Here is a 24095-nt window from a genome sequence, read left to right on the forward strand (position 1 = left end):
GAGGAGAGAGGAATGATCATATGGATCAACGGAGCTTTCGGCTCCGGCAAAACTTCGGCCGCCTATCCGCTCCACCGGAGAATTCCCGGATCTTTTGTGTATGATCCCGAAGACGTCGGATATTTCATCCGGAAGCGAATTCCGGGCGGGATGGAGAAGGATGATTTTCAGGACTATCCCATGTGGCGCGAGATGAACTATGCGATGCTGAAAAATATCGCCGCCGAATTTGACGGCATCCTCATCGTTCCGATGACCGTGACCCATCCCGTCTACTTTAACGAAATCGTAGGCAGGCTAAGGGATGAGGGGGTCGGCGTGCGCCATTTTACCTTATGGGCCTCGCGCGATGTGCTGCTGGCCCGTCTGAAGGGGCGGGGCGACGGCTATAATTCCTGGCCTGCCCGGCAGGTGGAGCGCTGCCTGGAAGGACTCGCGAATCCGCTGTTCGGGGAGCATCTGGACACCGATCATCTGAGCCGGGACGAGGTGGTCGGCCGGATTGCCGCCGAATGCGGCATCCCGCTGCAGCCCGACGAGCGAACCAAGCTGCAGAAGGCTTGGGACCGGGCGATCCTTACTTTAAAGCATATCCGGATTGGGAAATAGAACGACCTCTGATATAATAAACAAGATGTCAATTGATCGATAGAGGGTGTTGAAAATGAGAAATTATTTGGATTTGTTGCAGGACATTTTAGATAACGGAACACCGAAGGAAGACCGCACGGGGACGGGGACGCTCTCCGTTTTCGGCAGACAGCTGCGTTTTGATCTCAGTCAGGGTTTTCCTCTGGTTACGACCAAGCGCATCCATTTGAAATCGGTGGTTCATGAGCTGTTATGGTTTTTGAAGGGCGAAACTAATATCGCCTACCTCAAAGAGCACGGCGTGCGAATCTGGGATGAATGGGCGGACGAGAACGGGGATTTGGGACCGGTCTACGGCTCGCAATGGCGCGCCTGGGAGGCACCGGACGGCCGCCGGATCGACCAGATCGCGAATGTGATCGAAGCGATCAAGAAGAATCCCGACTCCCGCCGGCACCTGGTCAGCGCCTGGAACGTGGCCGAGATCGACAATATGAAGCTGCCGCCCTGCCACTTCGTATTTCAGTTTTACGTGGCGGGAGGGAAGCTTTCCTGCATGCTGACGATGCGTTCGGTCGATACGTTCCTGGGGTTACCTTTCAACATCGCCAGTTACTCCCTGCTTACGCATATGGTGGCCCAGCAGTGCGGGCTCGAGCCGGGCGAGTTCATCTGGTCCGGAGGGGATGTCCATATTTACAGCAATCACCTGGAGCAGGTGAAGACGCAGTTGACGCGCGAGCCTTATCCGCTGCCGCGCCTGATCATCAAACGCAAACCGGAGTCGATTTTCGATTATGTTTACGAAGACTTCGAGTTTGAAGGTTATCAGTATCACCCGACGATTAAGGCTACCGTTGCCGTATAGCGGAAATCCGAAAGAAAGGGGCAAGACGGATGGGAATTACCCTGATCTGGGCCATGTCGAAGAACGGGGCGATCGGCCGCGACAACCAGCTGCCTTGGCGGCTGCCGGCTGATTTGAAGTTTTTTAAAGAGCAGACCACCGGAAAGACGATGGTCATGGGCCGGAAAACCTGGGAATCGATGGGGAGCAAACCGCTTCCGAACCGGCGCAGCGTTGTCCTGACCGCGGACCATGCTTATCGGGCGGAAGGGGCGGAAATCGTTCACTCCGTAGAGGAAGCTTTGGAGTTCGCAAAAGGGGAAGAACTGATGGTCATCGGTGGTGCGGGCGTATTCTCCCATTTCCTTCCGTATGCCGACAAGCTGCTGGTGACCAAGATCGACGAAGACGTGGAAGGGGACGTGTTTTTTCCGCATTTCGAATGGTCGGAGTTTAGGCTTGTACAGGAAAAAGAGGGAATTCGTGATGAGAAGAATCCTTACAGTTACCGCTTTTTGACTTATGAGCGGCAGAAGCCCGCTGCGCAATAGTGCAAATTATCATATCAATAATCCATTAATAACGTTTCCCCCGGATGCTAACATCAAGATACACTGAAATGTGAGAATTTCACCGCCTGGGAGTTCTCGCTTAAAACGGATGGGGGAAGTTTAAGATGTCAACACCAACGGGTTTCATGGAATATAAAAGACAGCTTCCTGCGGACCGGAGCCCGTCCGAACGGGTTCAGGACTGGCAGGAGTTCCATAAGCATATGTCGGACGAGGAACTCCGGACGCAGGGCGCCCGCTGTATGGATTGCGGCACGCCATATTGCCATACGGGAATGGATATGACGGGAGGCACCTCCGGCTGCCCGGTGCACAACCTGATTCCGGAATGGAACAACCTGGTGTACCGCGGCCTGTGGAAGGAAGCGCTGGATCGGCTGCATAAAACGAATAATTTTCCCGAATTTACGGGAAGAGTCTGCCCGGCTCCTTGTGAGGGCTCATGTACAGTAGGGCTGATCGGACAGCCCGTGACGATCAAAACGATCGAGCAAGCGATCATCGATAAAGGCTTCGAGGAAGGCTGGGTTGTGCCCGAGCCTCCGAAGCATCGCACCGGCCGCCGGGTTGCCGTCGTCGGCTCCGGTCCGGCCGGCCTGGCTTGCGCGGCTCAGCTCAACAAGGCGGGCCATGAAGTGACCGTATTCGAGCGCTCCGACCGGATCGGCGGCTTGCTGATGTACGGAATTCCTACGATGAAGCTCGATAAGGCTGTTGTACAGCGCAGAGTGGATCTGCTTGCGGCGGAAGGTGTGAAGTTCGTCACCAATACGGAAATCGGCAAGGATATTCCAGCCAAACAGCTCGTGGACGAATTCGACGCGGTCGTGCTCTGCGGGGGTGCGACCAAGCCGCGCGAGTTCAATATCGAAGGCAGCGATTTGAAGGGCGTCCACTACGCGATGCCATTTTTGAACGGGACGATCAAGAGCTATCTCGACTCCGGGCTGCAGGACGGTCAGTATTTGTCGGCGGCCGGCAAGGACGTCATCGTCATCGGCGGCGGGGATACCGGTTCCGACTGCGTGGCGACATCGCTGCGGCACGGGTGCCGCAGCGTCACCCAATTCGGTACCCATGCCAAAGCGCCGTTGGAGCGGGACGTCATCAATAACCCTTGGCCGCAGTTCCCGAATGTGTATTCTCTCGACTATGCGCAGGAGGAAGCCAAAGCGCTGTTCGGCTCCGACCCGCGCGAGTTCTCCATCATGACGACGAAGTTCGTCGGGGATGAGCAGGGGAATTTGAAGGAGCTGCACACAGTGCAAATCCAGCGTATTGTGGATGAGACGGGACGCAAGATTTACCAGCCGATTCCCGGCACGGAACGGGTGTTTCCGGCTCAGCTCGCGCTGATCGCGATCGGTTTTGACGGGCCGGAGCAGGGAATCGTTGGCGAACTGGGGTTGGAAACGGACCGCCGGACCAATGTCAAAGCCCGCTACGGTAAGTACAACACCAATGTCGAGAAAGTGTTTGCGGCCGGGGATATGCGGCGCGGGCAAAGCCTCGTCGTATGGGCTATTCATGAAGGCCGTGAAGCGGCGCGCGAAGTGGATAAATTCCTGATGGGCGCCACCGTTCTCGCCTAGTTTTTCGAGCTTCCGGTATTCAGTGGACTCCAAAAATATGATATAATAGATTCAGCTACAGGGCTGCGCGGCGCGCGGCCCTTTTTCTTGAGCATACTTATGAATTCTATTATTTTCTGGAAGCTTTAACGCTTTGGAAGCTAGGAAAGTGGGGCCCGTACCAATGAAAACGCTCGTTATCGCCGAAAAACCGGACATGGGGCGAACGATCGCCGCGGTCATCGAGCCGAAGGCGAAGAACAACCGGACCTATTTGGAGGGGGATCGCTACATTATCACTTGGGCGATCGGTCATCTGCTCGGTTTGGCCGAGCCTGACGCCTACGACGAAAAGTATAAACGGTGGAACTTCGGCGATTTGCCGATACTGCCGGAACGGTTTAAGATTGTCCCCAACCCGCGGACGAAGGATCAGCTCAAAACGATCGGCGAGCTGTCCAAACGCTGCGACAAAGTCGTCAACGCGTGTGACGCCGGGCGGGAAGGGCAGTATATTTTCGCCTTGATCCAGCAGCAGTTGAAGCTGACGCAGCCGGTTCAACGGCTTTGGATCTCCGATTTGACGGCCGAAAGCATCGCCCAAGGGTTCGAGAAGCTGCGCGACGGCGCCGAGTTCGATAATCTGACGTCGGCGGCCCGGGCCCGCAGCGAAGCGGACTGGCTCGTCGGCATGAACGCCTCGCGGGCGTTTACGACGAAGCACCGAACCCTGTTGTCCGTCGGACGCGTACAAACGCCGGTATTGGCGCTGATTTACGACCGTCAGAAGGAGATCGAAAACTTTGATTCACTGACCTACTACGAGATCAAGGCGCTGTTTGAGCAGGGCGACCGTCGGTATACCGGCAGTTGGCAGGGCGAGCGGCTGACGGATAAAGACCGTGCCGCCGCCATAGCGGACAAGGTGCGCGGGAAGCAGGGCAGGATCGCGGAATACGAAGTGAAGGATACGCGGGAATATCCTTACAGGCTTTACGATTTGACGCTGCTGCAGCGGGAGGCCAACGCCAAGTACGGCTATTCGGCCAAGAAAACGCTCGATCTGGCTCAGGCGCTGTATGAGAAACATAAGGTGATTACTTATCCCCGGACGAGTTCGAACTATGTGACCGAGCAGAATATCGACGGGATGCACAAGGCGCTGCACATGCTGAAATCAACGCCATACAAAGAACTGGCGGAAGGCGGAAATCCGGGGATCGTGAACGTCAACAACAAGTCGGTGTGCAATCCGTCCCGGGTCGAGGATCACCATGCCATCCTGCCTACACTGCGCCGTCCGGGGGCGCTGGGCAAAGAGGAGCAGAACATCTATGATCTCGTGGTCCGCCGCTTTCTGTCCCATTTTTATCCGCCGGCGGAATATAAGCAGCATACGGTCCTGACGGAAGTCGAAGGCGAAACGTTCAAAACGAATGTCAAAGAGCTCCGTTCCCTGGGGTGGAAAGTTTGTCTACCGGGGGAGGACAACGCCGGGAAAACTTCCGGACGCGGCAAGAAGCAAGAGGAAGACGACGAGGCGGAAGAGCTGGTCAGCGAACCGTTTACGATCGACCGGAACGCGCCGGTCCGATGCGCCGAAGCGGAAGCCAAGGAGAAGGCGACCCAGCCGCCGAAGGCTTACACCGAAGGGACGCTGCTGAAAGCGATGGAAAGCGCCGGGAAGCAGCTTGAGAATGAGGAGCTTCGCGAAGCGATGAAAGAAGCGGGGCTCGGCACGCCCGCGACCCGGGCCGCAACGATCGAACGGCTGAAGAAAGTCGGCTACATTACGATGCAGGGGAAACGGATCACGGTCACGCAAAAGGGCCGGACGGCGATCGAATTGATCCGCCACGCCGGCGTCGAACTGCTGACCTCACCGGAGATGACCGGGCATTGGGAGCGCCGCCTTCATCAGATCTCGAAGGGGGAGGCCGCCCGGGAGGCATTTATGGAGAACGTGAAACGGTTCACCATTTCGATTATCGAGAAGGTCCGCACCCAGCCGAAGGCGGACGCCTCGTTATTCGAGCCGGGCGAAGCGGAGAAGGGCAAGCGCGGGCGCGCAGCCGGCGGAAGGAAGTCCGCCGCCGCCAAGGACACCGGCGGCAGGAAAGCCGCGGGCGATAAGCCGGCGGGAGCGGCCCGTCGATCGGCGGCATCGGGTCCCGGCGGACTGCAGCCGCTGGCGCCCTGCCCGCGCGAAGGCTGCGGCGGCCAGTTGATCGAAGGCCGCAAAGGGTACGGCTGCACGCATTTCAAGCAGGGCTGCGGCTTTGTCATCTGGAAGGAATTCGCCGGCAAGCAGATCTCCCTCCCGATGCTGAACGCCCTGCTGGAGAAAGGCCAAACCCAGCTGCTTACGTTCAAGCAGCCGGACGGGGAGATGAAGGCGCGGATCCGGCTTGCGGATCGTTCAACCGGCAAGCTGGAGGTGGAGCGCGCCGCATCGCCAACCGTATAACAGAACAGCCGCCCGGGACCTTTAAATCAGGTCCCGGGCGGCTGTTTTTACTTCTTCGACGATGCGACGTTATGCTTCCGCTGCCGGGCCGCGACGCTCTCGGCGATGATCGCCGGCACTTCGGTCAGGGAGGAGACGGTGTACATTTGCGTATCCATCGTCTTTTTCAATTCGATCACATTGTAGGACCATTCGGTCGGGTGTTTGATATAAACCGCATTGATTCCGGCGGAAAGCGCCGGAGCGATATCCGTCCGCAAGCTGTTGCCGATCATCCAGGTGTTGTTACGGTCAAAAGTCCGGGAGGACAGAATTTCTTCCAGCGCATCGATATTTTTGTGCCGACGGATGTAAATCCGATCCTGAAAGTAGGCGGCGAGTTTCATCTGTTCGATCTTGCGCTGTTGGATCACCGTTTCGCCGCCCGTATAAAGGTAGAGTTCATGACCGTGACTCGCAAGCAGCTCCAGCGTCATCTCCATCCCGGGATAGGGTTCGACCTCCTGGTCGTAAACGCTCATCCCGAGCTTGAGCAGCTTATCCTCTTCGGCCAGCCGAGTTTCGCGGCCAAGCAGCCTGCAAAAATACCGGTACGTATCGATCAGGGACTGGGGAAAATGGGTGCTGACGAAACCGATTTTTTGCACCCCGGCGACGTCGATTTCGATTTGTTTGCCGCGGACTTCTTCGGCCGAAATCCGGGAATCGCCGAACCAATCGACGATCAGCTCGGCAAATTCATCGAGAATGCGATCGAAATAGATATTGCAATGCACCAGCGTATCATCCAGGTCAAAAATAAGTTGCTGCCGCAGCGGCAGATTCATCTGAGGTCACTCCTTTGGCGAAAAGGCAAGAGTTATCCGTTACAGCCGGATATAGGATTCCAGAAACATATTGAGTTCGGACGTTCCGTCCGGGCGAATGCTGAATTTCTCGGTATCCCGGTCGACGAGATGGACCCGGAGCAATCCCGCGACGCGCAGCCGCATCAAATGGTGCATTAACTGTTCTTCGGTTTCTTGAAGCTCCTCCACCATCTCGGGCAGCGATTTCGGCTGGTCCGCCACATAACGAAGGAGACGGAGCCGCTCCGGTTTGGCCAGGGCCCGGGTAAAGCGAAGCAGGCTGATCGGCGGCTCGTCCTCGTCAAGCTCGGGCAAGTCGAGCGGATACTGGATCAGCAGCGTGCGTTCATAGAAACAGTATGTATTAATCGGCCGAAAATGAATCGAAGGAATTAAAACGACGTGGTCGATCGGCAGTTCAGGTTCGAGGACCAATCCTCCGGATGCATACTCCACCAAGGCGTCGGGATCCATTTTACGAACCAAGGCCCGCTTCTCGGCAGCATCCTCTTCCAGCAGTTCCACATATTGCGGCTCGATCGGATGAAAATAAGATTCGTACCATATCCTCATCGGAGAGGCATATTGGCGCAGACGGGCGATATCCTGGCCGGTCACGGAGGGAACATACGCGCTTAACTTGTGCAAAAGAATCTCCTCGCCGGCGGAGGCCAGCGTTTCAATATAGCCCTCGATACCGTAATCGGGGTGGCGTTCGATAGCCAAGGCGTACAGCAGATCATAGTCCGAAAAAGGCAGCCGGGCCGCCGTCTCAAAGGCCGAGCGCCGCTGCTCGTCCAGGCGGGATTCGATATCCGCGATCCACTCGGGTCCAATATCGAGATTATTTACCCATTTTTGCGTCGTATATATCATAAAGCTGCTCAGAAGCTCGTACACGGGAGATACGTCGATTTTAACGTCATAAAACATGACAAGCCCTCCTCTATTTCAATGCACATAATTTCATTATGGCTTGTTGCGGCGGGGCTTGTCTACTATAATGTTTATGGACTCTTTATGAAAAGGCGTTTATCGATTTCAAATAACCAGCAAACGTGCCATTATGCGGAAGGTCGCCGGGGATACCAGCGATTTTCTTCTTTTTTGTCGGCAAATATGAACAGGCTGTAATGGATTTTCAGGAACAATTCCAATACACTAAAGAGTAGATGCAGGAATATTCAAAGGAGAATCGGACTGATGATCAATGTGAACCGTTTGAATAAATCGGTGGATGGCCGTAAGAAGCAAATACTTCGCGAGGTAAGCACCCGGTTTGAGCAGGGGGAGATGATCGGCGTGGTGGGGCCGAGCGGTAGCGGGAAGAGCACGCTGCTGCGATGCCTTGCCCTGCGCGAGAAATGGGACGGCGGCGAATATACTTGGGATGGAGAGACGGTGATCGCCGGCGGCGGCACCGGTTCGCAGAAATACCGTTCGCGCTGTGCGTATCTTGAACAAAACCCGTCGCTCTATCCCGAAAGAACGGCTCTAAAAAACGTGCTGATCGGACAAGTCGGACAAACTCCCCTGATCAGGCGTATCACCGGTATGGTGCGATCCGACGATTACATGGGGGCGATGGACGAGCTTGAGAAGTTCGGGCTGCTGGATAAGGCTCATGTGAAGGCCGGCAAATTGAGCGGAGGCGAACGCCAACGGGTCGCCATTTGCCGCGCGCTGGTGCATGGAGCCGGATTTATCGCGGCGGACGAGCCGGTCGTCGGCCTGGACCCGCAATCGGCGGAGCGCGTCCTCACGACGCTGCGAACGCTTTGCGCCGAACAGGGGAAAATCGTCGTCGCCGCTCTCCCGATGGAGCTCGCGGAACGTTATTGTTCGAGAATTTGGGGACTCTATGAAGGAGAGCTTAAGCTCGATATCTCGGGCAGACGTCTGACCGGCGAAGAGAAACGGTCCATTGAACTGGTATGAAGAAGAGAGTGATGATATTGCTTTTTAATCGATGGCTTGCGATCGTGGCCGGGAGCATGATTCTGACGGCCCTGAGCGGCTGCACCATCATCAAGGATCCGAAGTCCCTGATGGAGACACCGCAATTGACCTCGGACCGGGAGTCGCTGATGAGCGTGATTAACGCGGAACTCAAAGGCGCCCAGCCGATCCGCCCCCGCGATGCCAGCGATATCAGCTCGGTCCGCACGCCCGACTTGGATAATGACGGGGTCAAGGAAGCGATCGTCTTTTATGAAACGCCGGACGAAGCGGTGCGGATTCACGGGTTGATCCTGGAGCAGGAAGGGGATACGTGGGAGCCGAGAGTGAAGTTTGACGGCGAAGGCCAGGTGCTTGAGACGTTCCAACTGCGGGATATTACCGGGGACGGGAACTTGGAGATTATCGCCGGTTTTTCCAGCGGGGAAGAAGATCCACAGCGGGGATTGACCGTATATAGGTACAACGGGAGCGAAGTGGAGAACATCCTTACGCTGCCCTACAACGATTTTCTTATCGACGATTTAAATCAGGACGGGCAGCTGGACTTGACGGTCGTTACCTTGAAACGGGATCAGAACGCTATGGTTACCGTGTACCAATACGACGGTTCGTTTAATGAAATAAGCCATATCCAGCTGGACGATCCGATCCGGGAATATTACAACACCGTCAGCGGCAACATCACTCCCGATTTGAAAGGAATCGTGCTGGACGCCTCTTTTGGCTCGCATTACGCTTATTCCCATATTATCGTGATGAAGGATAACCGATTGGTCGATTTGCTGCCGTCCCAGGACGCCACCTTTAAGAACTATCCCGTCTTCAGCGGGGACGTGGACGGGGACGGAATATTGGAGGTCGGCCGCTCCGAAAAACCGAAAGGCTGGGAGAACCGCCCTTATGACGATATCCCGTTGTTTTCTTTTTATCAGTGGGAGGAAGAGAAGGGTCTGAAATTCGTGCTTCAGCAATATATGGATTTAGCGGGCCGTTTCTACTTTAATTTTCCGAAGGATTGGTGGGGAAAAGTGACCATCGACCCGAAATCGAACCAGAACGAACATCTGTGGTTCACCCGGATCGATAACGGCGATGTCGTTGCGGAGATTTCCTTCTTCTCCTTGTCCGAGTGGGAAAAGCATAAAGAGGACTGGGAGCTGCTGGCCAGGGATAACGATAAGGTGATCGGCTTCTTGAGCCACACCGATTTGAAAATCAATAAAGGCGAAAAAGAAATCAAGCGTTAAGGTTTTTTGCATAGTTGAGGGAGGAGACCAAGTTGAGCAAAGTACTGATTTTGGAAGATGAGGAGTCGATCCGCAGTTTTATCGTCATCAATTTGAAGCGCAACGGCTTCGAGGTATTGGAGGCGGCCGACGGCAACGAGGCGTTGGCCAAACTGCAAAGCGTGCCGGATATCGATATCGCCCTGCTTGATGTGATGGTCCCGGGGATCGACGGATTTGAGGTATGCCGGCGAGTCCGTGAAACGAACGAACGGATCGGCATCATCTTTTTGACGGCGAAGGTGCAGGAACAGGATAAGGTATACGCCTTGTCCGTCGGAGCGGATGACCATGTGAGCAAGCCTTTTAGTCCGACCGAATTAATCGCACGGATTCAGTCGCTCCTGCGGAGGGTCAACGTGTACCGGGAAAGCAGCGCGAAAGTCTCTTTCACCTCGGGGCCGTTCACTTTGGACCTCATCTCCAAACAGTTTAAGAAGAACGGTAAATTGATCGAGCTTACGCCTACGGAATTCTCGCTGATCCAGTATTTTCTGGAGCAGGAGAACACGCCGCTTAGCCGGGACCTGCTGCTCGACCATGTTTGGGGCAAGGAATATATGGGGGATCCGAAGATTGTGGACGTGAATATCCGCAGGCTCCGCCAAAAGATCGAAAATAACCCTTCCGAGCCGGCGTTCCTGCAGACCGTATGGGGACACGGCTATAAGTGGAAAGGCGAGGGACAATGATCAAGAAAGGCATCGGCCGACAAATCGTAATGCAGTATTTTATCGTCGTTTTCGTAACCTTGTTTATGGTGGAGGTTATTTTTTCCTTGGCCATCCGGGTTTACTATTACGATACGATTTATAACCATATGTCCACGCATTCCACCTGGGCATCCGACTTTTTTCAAAAATTTGTCCGCCTCAGCTCGGAGCGGGATCCCGCTTATTTTACCGAAATGCTGCGGACGTTTGAACTGGACAACACCGAGCTGATGATCCTGAACCGCAAAGGCGAGGTGAAAGCCAGCAGCAATATGTTTCAGGCGGACAAGGCGATCCAGACGAGCGATGTGATGCAGGCAGCCGCAGGAAACATGGGCAAATGGGTCGGGCGCCAGACCTCGACGGGCGAGATGGTCATGGCGGTCTCTACCCCGCTACAGGTAAGGGGCGAGAACCGGTATATCGTTCGCTTCGTAACCTCCCTGGAGGCCGTCAACGCCAACCTGATGAAGCTCACCTTATTTTCCGCGGCCGTTTGTCTGGCCGTTCTGGCTCTCGTTACGCTCTTCAGTATCGGCCTGGCCAACTCGATCGTTAAGCCGATAAACAATATACGCGCGGTATCGGCGCAGATGGCCAAGGGCAAATTCGATGTGCGGATTAAAGGGGATTATCGATACGAGTTGGGGGAACTGGCGGCCACGTTAAATTACATGGCGCAGGAAATCGTCCGCAGCAACGAGCTTAAGGATGATTTTATCTCTTCGATATCCCATGAGCTCCGTACGCCGCTGACGGGAATTAAAGGATGGAGCGAGACTTTGACGCTCGGCGGGTTTGACCCCGAGGAGACGAAGATCGGAATGGGCATCATCGCCAAGGAAACCGACCGGCTGATCGGTCTGGTGGAAGAAATGCTCGATTTCTCCAAGCTTCAGCGCAACGAGATGAAGCTGGTTATCGGACAGGTGAATTTAAAGGAATTGCTGCAGGAAACGATGCTGAACGTCTGGGCAAAAGCCGAACAGAAGGGAATTCAGATCAAGCTGGAAGATCGCACGACCCAGCCTGTCACCGTCACCGGGGATGGAAACCGGCTGAAGCAGGTGTTCCTCAATCTGGTCGATAACGCGATCAAGTTCTCCGACGAGAATAGCTGGATTCATCTCGTCATCAGCCGGACCGAGCCGGGTTACGTACTTGTGGAAGTGGTGGACACCGGCATCGGCATCAGCGAAGAGCATTTGAACAAGGTTAAAGACCGGTTCTTCCAAGTCAACCATCAAGGGGGCGGCACCGGGCTTGGCCTGGCGATTACCCAACAATTGGTCGACTTGCACCACGGCACGATGGATCTGCATAGCGAACTGGGCGTAGGAACCACGGTGTCGGTGAAGCTGCCGCTGTCGGAGGAGGAAGAGACCGGAAACGGGAACAATTCCGAGCCGGATGCCTCGGCAGCCGGTGAAGCGGCTTTGGATTCGGGCCGTAATGATGCGGGGGGAGAGAAGAATGGCGAAGAGATGGGGTGAACTGCCTTCGTCCGCGGGGACGTTTGAAGTGGCATTGGCCGAACCCGCCGATGCCGAAATGGTGCGGACGCTGCTGACGGAGGCGGCCGAGTGGATGCGGGCGAACGGGATTGCGCAATGGTCGCCCGAGCAATTTACCGAGGAATTGATCGCTTCGTATTTTGCCGAACGGGAAATTTTTATGCTTCTTATGGAGAATGAACCGACGGGATTGTTTACGCTGCAGAAAAGCGACCCGGATTACTGGGGGCCGCTGAATGACGAAGGGTTCGCTTATCTTCACCGGTTAACGGTTCGCCCGAATTTCCGGGGACTCTCCTTAGGAAAGGAAATGATCTACTGGGCGGCCAAACACAGCCGGGAAACCGGGCGTAAAGGCTTGAGATTCGATTGCTGGGACCAAAACCGCAAACTCAATCCCTATTACCGGGAACTCGGAATGGAGGAAAAGGGGATCGGGACCCTCAACGGCAGACAATACATTTTGTATGAAATGAACCGGGAGCTGTTCCAATCCTTATGATACAACCCAAAAGGCGTTCGCCAGCATGCTGGCGAACGCCTTTTTATGCGTGCAAACCTGATTAAGAGGACAGTCCTTCCGCGCGAAGGCGGGCGGTCTTGTCGTACACTTCCTTGAGCAGACGCGCCGGTTGGGGCCGGAGGGCCGGCTTTGCCACTACCGTCTCATAAGGTCCGACGACCATGATTTCGTCCGCGGTTCCTTTAATGACCGCGCCATCGTGAATGACGGCGCCTTCGCCGATGATGGCCCGCTCGATATGCACGTTACGTCCGATTTGAACGTTCGGCATAATGACGCTGTCTTTGATCTTCGTAAAGCGCCCGATCTCCGCGCCTCCAAAAATAACGGAGCGTTCCGAAACGCCGTCCAGGCTGCAGCAATCATGGATCAGCGAACTTTTCGCCTGAACGCTGCGGTTCTTAAACGGTCTGGGCTTCGATCTCCATTGCTCCCGCGTGTACATCGGCCAGGCTTCGTTAATCAGCTGCCAGTCGGACTCTTTGGCAAGCAGGTCCATGTGCGCTTCCCACAGGCTCTGCACCGTGCCGACGTCCCGCCAGTAACCCTTGAACTCATAAGCGTGGAGCGGCCGCTCTCCGGCCAGCATTTTCGGGATAACGTCTTTTCCGAAGTCATGGCTCGAATTTTCGTCCAAGGCATCCTCAATGAGATGCTGTTTCAGGTAATCCCATTTGAACAGGTATATGCCCATCGACGCCAAATTGCTGGGCGGGTTTTGCGGCTTTTCGGCAAATTCCGTAATCCGGAATTTCTCGTCCGTGGACATGACGCCGAAGCGGTGGGCTTCTTCCCACGGTACAGGCATCACGGAAATCGTGGCGCAAGCGTCTGACGCGACGTGAAACTCCAGCATTTCACGGTAATCCATGTGGTAAATGTGATCACCGGACAGGATCAGCACGTTTTCCGGGGCGTGACTGTCCACGTAGGCGATATTTTTGAAAATGGCGTCCGCGGTTCCGGCGTATTCCTCAACACCAGCATTGTAGGAAGGGAGCAAAGAAATTCCGTTGTTTTCCGATCGCGGAAGCTTCCAGGCTTCGCCTTCGCCGATATGTTCATGAAGGGACTCTGCTTCATATTGAGTAAGTACACCAATCGTGTCGATTCCCGAGTTTACGCAGTTGCTGAGAGGAAAATCGATGATCCGATAATGTCCGCCAAAGGGAACTGCGGGTTTCGCAAGCCTGGACGTAAGCGGCGACAAACGTCTTCCTTCCCCTCCGGCCAACAGCATTGCAATACAGTCTTTCTTTTTCATTTCGTTTCCCTCCCGTTAGGTTTCGTCTGTGTAGTACATACATAAACGAGATATAATGTAGTTGAAACTAGAATTATGGAAAACAACAGAAAATATTACATATATTTTTTCAGGCCTGTTTTTTCTGTTCCATTCGAGGGAGAATTGGGTAAATAGTTAATTGGAATTCTACATAAAGCAGGTGATCAATTGACGGAATCCGTGAAATCACAGGGCATCTCCGAGACGGACATTTACTTGTTTCATGAAGGAACGTTATATCGCAGTTACCGTACGTTTGGCGCTCACGTCACGGAAGAGAACGGCCGCCGGGGGGTCCGGTTTACCGTTTGGGCCCCGGGCGCGCGCCAGGTTTCCCTCGCCACCGACTGGAACGGGTGGAACGGGGACAAAGATGTGTTATATAGGATACCCGATTCGGGGATTTGGACTCGTTTTTTTCCGGATGTTTCGGAAGGAACTTTTTACAAATACGACATCACCGGGCCGGACGGCAGCCGGTTCCTTAAAGCCGACCCCTACGCCTTTCATGCGGAAGTCCGGCCGGCGACGGCCTCGGTGGTGAAATCGCTGGACGGTTATTCTTGGAAAGACGGGGATTGGCGCAGAAAGAAACGGGCTCCTTATCACAAGCCGATGAACATTTATGAGCTCCATTTCGGCACCTGGAGGCAAAAGGCGGACGGCGGTTTCTACTCGTATCGGGAAATGGCCGACCTGCTCATTCCTTACGTCAAAAAGATGGGCTACACCCACATCGAGATTATGCCGCTCACCGAGCACCCCTATGATTTGTCCTGGGGGTATCAGGCGACCGGCTACTTCGCTCCGACCAGCCGCTACGGGGAGCCCAAGGATCTCATGTATTTCGTCGACCGGTGCCATGAGGCCGAGATCGGCGTGATCCTGGATTGGGTTCCGGGTCATTTTACCAAGGATGCGCACGGCCTTCGCAGGTTTGACGGTACACCGCTGTATGAATATACCGATCCGATGAAGGCGGAGAAACCGGGGTGGGGGACGCTCAGCTTTGATTTCGGAAAACCGGAAGTCCGGTCGTTCTTAATTTCCAACGCGTTGTATTGGATGGACCTGTATCACTTTGACGGTCTGCGGGTAGACGCCGTAACGAGCATGCTACGGCTTGATTTTGAGAAGCCTCCGGGGCAATATGTACCAAATGAACACGGGGGCATAGAAAATCTGGAAGCGGTGGCTTTTCTGCAGCAACTGAATGAGGCGGTGTTCCGTTATTATCCGCATGCCTTGATGATGGCGGAGGAGTCCAGCGCTTGGCCGCTGGTCACGGCTCCGGTCCATGAAGGCGGACTGGGGTTCAACTATAAATGGAACATGGGCTGGATGAACGATACGCTCAAGTATATGGAGACCCCGTTTGCCGAGCGGCCGAATCGGCATCATCTCCTGACGTTCCCCATATGTTATGCCTATTCGGAGAATTTTGCTCTTCCTCTTTCGCATGACGAGGTGGTCCACGGCAAAAGGTCCCTGCTGGACAAAATGCCGGGGACCTATGAAGAGAAGTTCGCCGGGTTAAGGCTTCTGCTGGGTTACCAGATGACTTCGCCGGGCAAAAAGCTGCTGTTCATGGGCGGCGAGTTCGGCCAGTTTATCGAATGGCGCGATCAGGGGGAGCTGGATTGGTTCCTCCTGGATTATGACTCGCATCGCGGCGTGCAGGCTTATACGGAGGCGTTGAACCGGCTGTACCTCGAGGAGCCGGCGTTATGGGAATTGGACCATACGTACGACGGTTACCAGTGGATCCATGCGGATGACGCCCAGCAAAGCGTAATCGGGTATCTGCGCAAAGGAAAGAGAGTGAAGGATACGCTGTTGATTATCATCAATTTTCAGCCTGTGGCCCGCGAGAACTACCGCATCGGCGTACCGCGTGCGGGGAGTTACGAAGAAATATTCAGCTCGGAGGACCCGGCGTTTCGCGGCATCCAAACTACGAGCGGCAAACCAAGACGGGTGCGAAGCGAAAAAATTCCATGGCATCAGCAAAACGACAGTATGGAAATCTCGCTGCCTCCGCTAAGCTTATCGATTTGGAAAAAGTCAGCCGTTCAAGCGGCCCCGCAAAGGAGGAAGAAAAAATGAAAATTTTGTTCGCGGCGGCCGAGGCGGCGCCTTTCATCAAAACGGGCGGCTTGGCCGATGTTATCGGCGCGCTTCCGAAAGCTTTGAAGCAGGCGGGGCATGACGTTCGCATCGTACTGCCCAAATACCAGGATATTCCGGCCGCCTATACGGATACGTTGCGGCATCTGGGGGAAACGGTCGTGCCGGTCGGATGGCGCCGGCAATACGGGGGGATCGAATATCTCGTTTGGGATGGGATTCCCGTTTATTTTATCGACAACGAATATTATTTCCGGAGAGACGGCGTATACGGATATTGGGACGATGGCGAACGTTTCGCCTTTTTGAACCGGGCCGTCCTGGAGATTCTTCCGGTCATCGACTTTATTCCCGATGTCCTGCACTGCCATGATTGGCATACGGCGATGATTCCGCTGCTGCTGAAGGAGCATTTCGGCCAACATCCGGATTATCGCGGAATACGCACGGTTTTTACGATTCATAATCTGCTGTACCAGGGCGTTTTCCCGTATGAGGTGCTCGGTGATTTGCTGGGCTTGCCGTCATCGTATTTTACGGCGGACGGGGTGGAATACTATGGCAATGTAAGTTTTATGAAAGCCGGTTTGGTGTTTGCGGATCATGTCACGACCGTTAGTCCGACCTACGCCGCGGAAATCCGGACCGAGCATTACGGTTACGGTCTGGACGGCCTGCTTCGCGCTCTGGGCAACCGCTTGTCGGGGATCGTCAACGGCATTGACGTCAAGCTGTACAACCCTGCAACGGATCCGGATATCCCCGTGCGTTACCGCAAGAGTCTGAGCAAAAAACGCGAGAATAAAGCCGCCTTGCAAAAAGAGCTCGGGCTTCCCGTTGCCCCCGGCGTTCCGCTGGTCGGCATGATCACTCGTCTCGTCGAACCGAAAGGGTTGGATTTGGTCACGCGGATCATGGACGAGTGGCTGCATTTTGACGAGGTGCAATTTGTCGTGCTGGGCACGGGCGACCCTGCTTATGAGGATTGGTTCAAGGAAGCGGCTTACCGGCATCCGGATAAGTTGTCCGTCCATATTCGATTCAACGAAGGGTTATCGCGGAGGATTTACGCGGGGAGCGATTTGTTTCTGATGCCATCGAGGTTTGAACCTTGCGGAATCAGCCAACTCCTGGCATTACGCTACGGAAGTATCCCGGTAGTACGGGAAACGGGGGGCCTTAACGATACGGTTCAGGCATATAACGAATTTACGGGAGAAGGAAACGGATTCAGTTTTACAAACTTCAACGCGCACGACCTGCTCTATACGATCCGCAGAGCCGTTTCGTTTTATCAAAACCCAGGCGAGTGGAAAAAAATAACGGCGAACGCGTTTGCCGGAGACTACAGCTGGAACCGGTCCGCCGGCCAGTATGAAGAGATTTACCGCGAGATTACAGGCTTGAAAGACTGATAAGCGGCAACAAAAAAGCGGGAGCCGAGGGGATGGTCCCCTCGATTCCCGTTTTTCTTACGTTACCTGTTGAAGGAATGCTTGCCTTCGCTTTCGTTTTACTGCAAATGACGGTAAAGGATGCGAAATCCGTAAGGATCCAGGCCGATATGCATGACGCCGTCCTTCGGTTTGACTCTTTCCTGGGACAAAGCGTCGCGCCAGTCGTCGGTTTCCATCGGATGGGACAGGGTCCGGTACTTCCCGGTATTGTTCATCCAGACGGTAAAATGCATATGATCGTCCATTCGTTCGTACACGATGCAGGGATCGTTGACGTTCGCCTGCAGGAAGCGGAAGCGGCCTTGGCGGAGCGCGTTATGCTGGCGGCGAAGCTCGATCATCAACTTGTAAAAATCGTAAAGTTCGCGATCCTGCTTCGCCGGGTCCCATTCCATGCATTTTCGGCAATCGGGGTCGCCGCCTCCCGTAATTCCGATCTCGTCCCCGTAGAAAATGCAAGGCGTGCCGATATACGTAAACAGGAACACTACGCAAAGCTTCAGCTTGCGTTTGTCTCCTCCCACACGGGTAAGCAGTCTCGGCGTGTCATGGCTGCACAACATGTTGAACACGACTTCGTTGGTCTGCTGCGGATACCGCATGATGAGCGCTCCCATCTCATTGGAGAAATGGTAGCCGTCCATGCCCCCGTTAAAAAACTCCAACACTTTATCCGCGAACGGGTAGTTCATGACGGAGTCGAACTGATCGCCCATCAGCCAGGTCAGGGAATCGCTCCATACCTCGCCGATAATGTAAGCCTCAGGATTTGCGCTTTTGACGACTTGCCGGAAATCGCGCCAAAAATGATGATCGACTTCGTTGGCCACGTCAAGCCGCCAGCCGTCCAGCTTGATTTCCCGGATCCAGTATTCCGCGACGCCCAGCAGATATTTCTTGACCTCCGGATTCGCCGTATTGAATTTTGGCATGTTCCCGAAAAAACCGAACGTATCGTAAGTCGGAATCCCGTTTTTGATCCGGACGGGAAACTCGTTGATATGGAACCAGTCCGCGTATTTGGAGTCGGCCCCATGTTTCAACACGTCTTGGAAAGGCGGAAACTGTTCTCCGCAATGATTGAACACGGCGTCGAGCACGACCCGGATTCCGCGCTTGTGGCATTCCTCCACGACTCGCTTCAACAGCTCGTTATCCCCAAAATGCGGATCCACTTGCTTGTAATCCACCGTATCGTATTTGTGGTTGGAAGGAGAGACGAAGAGCGGAGTGAAATAAATCGCGTTGATGCCCAGGTCGGTCAAATCGTCAAGATGGTCGAGAACCCCCTTCAGGTCGCCCCCGAAAAAGTTGTCCGCCGTCGGCTGCCCGCCCCACGGTAAAGTATGTTCCGGATCATTGGTAGGATCACCGTTGGCGAAACGCTCGGGCATGATCTGGTAAAAGACGGCCTTCTTGGCCCATTCGGGAACTTTAAACACATCGATGTCATGAATATAGGGGAATTCATACAATTCGCCCGGCGGAGTAGGGCCGTCATGGGAAATCCCCGTATCCATCATGTATACCGTTTCGGTTCCGGCCGTCAGTTTAAAAGCATAGGATAAGCGCTTGAATTTCGGTTTGACCGCAACCTCCCAGTAGTCGAACATATGATCGTGCGCGGCTTTTTCCAGGGGGATCTCCTGATAGGTGCCGCTCCAATCATATTTGTCACCCGTCATCGCATATACATTTTCTACGTCATCGCGCTTCGTTCTCACTCGCAAATGGATTGTAGCGGAATCATAGGCATAGGCCCATTTATCACGCGGCACATGGTATAATGCCTCCAACAGCATCAGGGCCACCTCCTAATCATGGCTTGGGTTAAAATCGGGGTTTTCAGCTAATTAATAACCAATTGGGGCCTGACATGAACCATTATTCCCAACCTTTACCCTTGTATGAATGGAGGAGGCAATCGGTGAATGCGGCGGTATATTTTTGATGCGGATGAGTCATATTAATTTAGATGGGGCGACATGATCCTAAGGATAATGCCTGGATAAATTGACCGATGTTACATAATTGAAACGAAAATCCCTTATTTTATGCGGTTTTTCTTGAAACATTCATGAAAAGGACAAAATTAGCTTTGCATATATATACATATTGATTTATAATTAGCCCATTGAAACGATTCGATGAAACATTTATTTTACCGACGGGAGAGAGACAGATGAGAAAATGGGGTATTTTAATTGTAGCACTCATGATGGTGAGCGTACTTGCCGCATGCGGACAGAATAAGAACGCCGGGACGGGGAATGCGCCCGCAAAACAAGGCAACGCGGCGGAAGCCAATCAGGGAACCGCGGACACCGGAAATGCCAAAAAGCTGATCATAGGGATGAGCGCGGATTTCCCTCCTTATGAGTTTCATATCAAGAACGAAAAAGGGGAGGACGAAATCGTCGGTTTCGATGTAGACATCGCCAAAGAGATCGCCAAAGACCTTGGAGCCGAGCTGGAAATCAAAGACATGATTTTCGACTCCCTGCTCAATGAACTGGAAAGCGGCCGCGTTGATCTGGTCATTTCCGGCCTCAGCCCGACTCCGGAGCGTGCCAAACAAGTCGATTTGTCGCAGATTTATTACAAAGCGGAACAATCGGTCGTCTCTTTGACGGAGAACAAAGATAAGTACGCTACGATGGAATCCCTGGAAGGGACGAAGATCGGGGTGCAAAAGAGCTCGATCCAGGAAGGAATCGCGAAGACCGTGCCGGGCGCCAAGTTGACTTCTCTGAACAAAATTTCCGATATCGTCATGCAGCTCAAATCGGGACGGGTGGACGTCGCCATCCTTGAAGGTCCGGTCGCCGGCTCCTTTGTCAAAAACGTCGAAGGCATCAGCATTACGGATGCCAAGCCTGTAACGGATGACGAAGGCTACGTTATCGGTGTCAAAAAGGGCAACAAGGAAATGCTTGACCAGGTGAACGCGACGCTGGACCGGCTGATCAAAGACGGTTCGATCGACAAGTTCGTGGCCGAAGCAAGCGCGCTCGCCGAGAAGAAGTAAGCGCGGATCGAATGCAGAAAATAGCGGATCCCTTCGCTATTTTCTGTTTTTTTGTGAAGGATTGAGGTAAAATAGGAGGAATGATTGGAACATGGAGTTTTTCACAATATTTTGGGAGTACCGCAGCTATTTCTTTACCGGGTTGCAATATACCCTGCTGCTAGCGGCTCTCGGCGTTCTGTTCGGATTTATATTAGGCCTTATCATCACGCTTTTGCGGATGGCCCCTTGGGGGATTCTCCGGTTTATCGGGCATGCCTGGGTTGAGTTTTTGCGCGGCACACCGATGCTTGTCCAACTTTTTATTATCCATTACGGCTTTGCCAACGCGTTCGACTTGAATTTTTCTCCGATCCAGTCGGGAGCGATTACGCTGTCCATCAACAGTTCCGCTTATCTGGCCGAGATTTTCCGGGCCGGGATCCAGGGCGTGGACCGGGGACAGGGGGAGGCGGCGCGTTCTTTGGGGATGACCCGGGGGATGTCGATGCGCTTCATCATCATCCCGCAGGCGATCAAATCGGTACTTCCCGCGATTGGGAACGAGTTCGTCACCATCATCAAGGAGTCCTCGATCGTATCGTTTATCGGGATTACGGAGCTGATGTTCCAATCCGGCGCCGTTGTGGGAATTACCTATAACGGAATGACGCCGTATCTGATCGTCGCGGTGATGTACTTTATTTTGACATTTACACTTTCCCGCATTCTTGGGTTGTTCGAAAGGAAGTTGAAAGCCAGTGATCACCGTTAAAAATTTGCATAAAAAATTCGGTCAGCTTCATATTTTGAAGGGCATTGATCTTGAAATTTCCCAGGGAGAGGTCGTCGTCGTCATCGGGCCGAGCGGCTCCGGCAAAAGTACGTTTCTCCGCTGTTTGAACCGGCTGGAGGAGCCGACCGAAGGCGAAATCACGTTTGAAGGCAAATCCATTACCGCCAGGGGGCACAACATTAACCAAACCCGTGAAAAGATGGGCATGGTGTTTCAGCAGTTCAATCTCTTCCCGCATAAGTCGGTCATCGACAATATTACATTGGCTCCGATCCGGGTGAAGAAGATGGAGAAAGCCCGCGCGGTATCGCTGGCGGTGGAGCTGCTGCGGACGGTCGGACTGGAGGACAAACTCAATGCGTACCCTTCCCAACTATCCGGCGGACAGAAACAGCGCATAGCTATTGCCCGGGCCCTGGCTATGGAACCGCACGTCATGCTGTTCGACGAACCTACCTCCGCGCTCGATCCGGAAATGGTCGGGGAAGTGCTGGACGTCATGAAGAAGCTCGCCGACAAGGGCATGACCATGGTTATCGTCACGCACGAAATGGGCTTCGCCCGCGAAGTGGGCGACCGGATCATCTTCATGGACCAGGGACAGATCGTGGAACAAGGCACTCCGCAGGAAGTGTTCGGCGCGCCGAAGCATCAGCGCACCCAGGATTTCTTGAGCAAAGTGTTGTAAATCTTGTACAATATAAAATCATGAGACTGCCTTCCCGCACGAACGGAGGGCAGTTTTTTTACTTTTTTGTCATGAATACATCCATGAAAAAACGGCGATATGGCGCGGATTATCACATCTTGGAAACAATTGCTTGGTCTTTTGGTTACAAAATTGTGATATATTGAATGGGCCAAAACCTGGCATGACAGGTTGACTATCGCCACAGGCGTGTTCAAGGAGGACTTCAACATGAATAAATATCTTAGACATAGGCTTCAATGGAAAAAAATCATCGGAACCGCCGCCATCGCAATCGGACTTGCCGGGACCCTGCAAGCCGCTCCGGGAATGGCGGAAGCGAGCGCCATACATAAGGCGAAGGAGGGGGACACCTTTTATCAGCTTGCCCAGGAATACGGGGTGGATCTGAACCAACTGGTGGCCGCCAATCCGTCGATTTCGGCTACAAACATTTATGAGGGCCTGGAGATCCTCATTCCTGGAAGTGAGGCTGAATCCCAGCAGACCGGAAGCTCCATGAGTGTAAAAGGGAACTTGGAACAAGCGCTTCCCACGCTTAAGATCGCTGAGAGCGATAAAGTGGTCGAGGCCTGGGGCAAATCCTTTAATTACTCCAGGACGCTGGACGTTAAAGCGAGCGCCTATTCGGCTGCGGCTGAAGAGAACGGAAACTGGGGAGCGGTCGATTATTTCGGGAATCCGCTGCAGCTCGGGACGATCGCGGTCGATCCTAAGGTGATCCCGATGGGAACCAAAGTACTGGTGACGGGACACACTCATGCGAACCTGCCGAAAAAAGCCTTCGTGGCGACCGCCTCGGATCAAGGCGGAGCGATCAAGGGCAATCGCATCGATATTTTTATCCCCGGCAAACCTAGTGAAGTCGAATCGTTCGGATTTCAAGACGTTACTTTATATATTTTAAAATAGGCAAAAACGAAGAAACAGCGGAAGCCGATAAGGTCCGCTGTTTCTTCGTTTTTGCGTTTATTTGTATTTCGGGAGATTGAGCAGTTCAGGGAGGGTGACGAACTGGTATCCCCGGTCTCTAAGGGTTTCAATGATTTCCGGCAGAGCCTCGATCGTACCGGTCAAATCGGATCCGGTTCCCCCGCCGGCGTGAAACAGTACGATGGATCCGGGGCCTGCGGCATTCAGAACATTGGCCTTGACTTTGGTGCGGTCAATGCCTTTCCAATCCAAAGAATCTACGTTCCAGTTGACGATCGTATACCCGTTTTTCTTGGCCCATTTCACCTGCCCCTCATTGATTTCGCCATAGGGCGGACGAAGGAGCTTGGGGCGGTAGCCGATGATGCCGCTCAGTGTTTTTTCGGTACGTAATATTTCTTGTTGAAATTGTTTCACCGACCGGCTGCGGAACTGCGGATGAGTGAAGGAATGATTACCGAGAACGTGGCCTTCCCGATGGATTCGCTGGACCAGATCAGGGTATTTCTTAACCCGGTGTCCCACGGCAAAGAAGGTCGATTTCACATCATAGCGGTGCAAAATGTCCAAAATCCGGGGCGTAAACCGGGGATCGGGAACATCATCAAACGTCAAAGCGATTTTTTTGACGTTAGGTCCGCGAAATTTAAAGGTTTCCGAGTATTGGCGGCGCAGTTCCGCCAGGTTCTTCGGTTTGGCGGAGGTTTCAACGGATTCGGGAGCCTCCTGAACAGGCTCAGCCACGGCCGCCATTTGAAAGGTTTCTACCGCTGCTGCTTGCCTCGGAGCTCCGCAAGCAGCGGCGGGGGAGCCATGCAGCAATACGGCCGCAATTCCGCAAGCGACCCCCATCAGTTTGATAATTCTGAACATAAAAAGGCCTCCTT

The 24095-nt window shown here is 53.9% G+C and carries 21 protein-coding genes; 16 read left to right on the forward strand and 5 right to left on the reverse strand.

What is annotated here, in order from left to right; translation table 11 throughout:
- The first annotated feature begins 12 nt into the window (after window positions 1–12).
- From FRY98_RS13330 to FRY98_RS13350, 5 genes are all read left to right on the forward strand, one after another.
- The gene (locus tag FRY98_RS13330; protein ID WP_148452471.1) at window positions 13–609 is read left to right on the forward strand and encodes an AAA family ATPase; all 597 of its coding nucleotides are present in this window, start codon (window positions 13–15) and stop codon (window positions 607–609) included.
- A gap of 55 nt (window positions 610–664) precedes the next feature.
- Complete coding sequence (thyA, locus tag FRY98_RS13335) at window positions 665–1459, forward strand: thymidylate synthase (protein ID WP_148452474.1); 795 nt, start codon at window positions 665–667, stop codon at window positions 1457–1459.
- A gap of 29 nt (window positions 1460–1488) precedes the next feature.
- Window positions 1489–1989 (forward strand): dihydrofolate reductase, encoded by a 501-nt coding sequence (locus tag FRY98_RS13340; protein ID WP_148452476.1) that lies wholly within the window; start codon window positions 1489–1491, stop codon window positions 1987–1989.
- Between the two features lie 125 nt (window positions 1990–2114).
- Window positions 2115–3602: a glutamate synthase subunit beta gene (locus FRY98_RS13345; protein WP_148452477.1), complete on the forward strand. Its 1488-nt coding sequence runs from the start codon at window positions 2115–2117 to the stop codon at window positions 3600–3602.
- Window positions 3603–3765: 163 nt separating this feature from the next.
- Entirely contained in the window at window positions 3766–6048 is a 2283-nt protein-coding gene (locus tag FRY98_RS13350) for a type IA DNA topoisomerase (RefSeq protein WP_148452479.1), read from the forward strand.
- A 47-nt stretch (window positions 6049–6095) separates the two neighbouring features.
- On the opposite strand, the gene FRY98_RS13355 is transcribed toward FRY98_RS13350, so the two are convergent.
- Window positions 6096–6875 carry an HAD family hydrolase gene (locus FRY98_RS13355; RefSeq protein WP_148452481.1) on the reverse strand — a complete coding sequence of 260 codons (780 nt, stop codon included), beginning with the start codon at window positions 6873–6875 and terminating at the stop codon, window positions 6096–6098.
- Between the two features lie 39 nt (window positions 6876–6914).
- Window positions 6915–7829 carry a helix-turn-helix domain-containing protein gene (locus FRY98_RS13360; protein WP_148452483.1) on the reverse strand — a complete coding sequence of 305 codons (915 nt, stop codon included), beginning with the start codon at window positions 7827–7829 and terminating at the stop codon, window positions 6915–6917.
- Window positions 7830–8099: 270 nt separating this feature from the next.
- Between FRY98_RS13360 and FRY98_RS13365 the strand changes: the two genes are divergently transcribed.
- From FRY98_RS13365 to FRY98_RS13385, 5 genes are read left to right on the forward strand one after another with little or no spacing between them, the layout of a single operon-like run.
- Window positions 8100–8834, forward strand: coding sequence for a phosphonate ABC transporter ATP-binding protein (locus FRY98_RS13365; protein WP_148452485.1), 735 nt, complete (start codon window positions 8100–8102; stop codon window positions 8832–8834).
- 11 nt (window positions 8835–8845) lie between these two features.
- The gene (locus tag FRY98_RS13370) at window positions 8846–10105 is read left to right on the forward strand and encodes a hypothetical protein (RefSeq protein WP_249043402.1); all 1260 of its coding nucleotides are present in this window, start codon (window positions 8846–8848) and stop codon (window positions 10103–10105) included.
- Window positions 10106–10137: 32 nt separating this feature from the next.
- Window positions 10138–10836, forward strand: coding sequence for a response regulator transcription factor (locus FRY98_RS13375; RefSeq protein WP_148452489.1), 699 nt, complete (start codon window positions 10138–10140; stop codon window positions 10834–10836).
- On the forward strand, window positions 10833–12350 hold the full coding sequence (locus tag FRY98_RS13380) for a sensor histidine kinase (RefSeq protein ID WP_148452491.1): 1518 nt from the start codon (window positions 10833–10835) through the stop codon (window positions 12348–12350). Before FRY98_RS13375 ends, FRY98_RS13380 begins: the two co-directional genes overlap by 4 nt.
- Window positions 12331–12873: a GNAT family N-acetyltransferase gene (locus FRY98_RS13385; RefSeq protein ID WP_170287083.1), complete on the forward strand. Its 543-nt coding sequence runs from the start codon at window positions 12331–12333 to the stop codon at window positions 12871–12873. The genes FRY98_RS13380 and FRY98_RS13385 overlap by 20 nt, the downstream gene beginning before the upstream one ends.
- Before the next feature lie 61 nt (window positions 12874–12934).
- Here FRY98_RS13385 and FRY98_RS13390 read toward each other — a convergent pair whose 3' ends face one another.
- The gene (locus FRY98_RS13390; RefSeq protein WP_148452495.1) at window positions 12935–14158 is read right to left on the reverse strand and encodes a glucose-1-phosphate adenylyltransferase; all 1224 of its coding nucleotides are present in this window, start codon (window positions 14156–14158) and stop codon (window positions 12935–12937) included.
- Window positions 14159–14347: 189 nt separating this feature from the next.
- Here FRY98_RS13390 and glgB point away from each other — a divergent pair, with 189 nt between their 5' ends.
- A complete protein-coding gene (glgB, locus tag FRY98_RS13395; protein ID WP_148452497.1) occupies window positions 14348–16285 on the forward strand; it encodes a 1,4-alpha-glucan branching protein GlgB in 1938 nt (645 codons plus the stop codon).
- Window positions 16282–17721 (forward strand): glycogen synthase GlgA, encoded by a 1440-nt coding sequence (glgA, locus tag FRY98_RS13400; RefSeq protein ID WP_148452499.1) that lies wholly within the window; start codon window positions 16282–16284, stop codon window positions 17719–17721. The genes glgB and glgA overlap by 4 nt, the downstream gene beginning before the upstream one ends.
- Before the next feature lie 98 nt (window positions 17722–17819).
- Here the strand turns inward: glgA and FRY98_RS13405 are convergent, their stop codons facing one another.
- On the reverse strand, window positions 17820–19565 hold the full coding sequence (locus FRY98_RS13405; protein WP_148452501.1) for an alpha-glycosidase: 1746 nt from the start codon (window positions 19563–19565) through the stop codon (window positions 17820–17822).
- 380 nt (window positions 19566–19945) lie between these two features.
- On the opposite strand from FRY98_RS13405, the gene FRY98_RS13410 reads away from it, so the two are divergent.
- From FRY98_RS13410 to FRY98_RS13425, 4 genes are all read left to right on the forward strand, one after another.
- Complete coding sequence (locus FRY98_RS13410; RefSeq protein ID WP_148452503.1) at window positions 19946–20791, forward strand: transporter substrate-binding domain-containing protein; 846 nt, start codon at window positions 19946–19948, stop codon at window positions 20789–20791.
- Between the two features lie 91 nt (window positions 20792–20882).
- Complete coding sequence (locus FRY98_RS13415) at window positions 20883–21545, forward strand: amino acid ABC transporter permease (RefSeq protein WP_148452505.1); 663 nt, start codon at window positions 20883–20885, stop codon at window positions 21543–21545.
- Window positions 21532–22254 (forward strand): amino acid ABC transporter ATP-binding protein, encoded by a 723-nt coding sequence (locus FRY98_RS13420; protein ID WP_148452507.1) that lies wholly within the window; start codon window positions 21532–21534, stop codon window positions 22252–22254. Before FRY98_RS13415 ends, FRY98_RS13420 begins: the two co-directional genes overlap by 14 nt.
- A 231-nt stretch (window positions 22255–22485) precedes the next feature.
- A complete protein-coding gene (locus tag FRY98_RS13425; protein WP_148452509.1) occupies window positions 22486–23187 on the forward strand; it encodes a 3D domain-containing protein in 702 nt (233 codons plus the stop codon).
- Between the two features lie 57 nt (window positions 23188–23244).
- Here the strand turns inward: FRY98_RS13425 and FRY98_RS13430 are convergent, their stop codons facing one another.
- Window positions 23245–24081, reverse strand: a complete 837-nt coding sequence (locus FRY98_RS13430; protein WP_148452511.1) for a polysaccharide deacetylase family protein — start codon at window positions 24079–24081, stop codon at window positions 23245–23247.
- Window positions 24082–24095 lie beyond the last annotated feature (14 nt).

The sequence above is a fragment of the Paenibacillus faecis genome, from assembly GCF_008084145.1.
GTDB lineage: Bacteria > Bacillota > Bacilli > Paenibacillales > Paenibacillaceae > Fontibacillus > Fontibacillus faecis.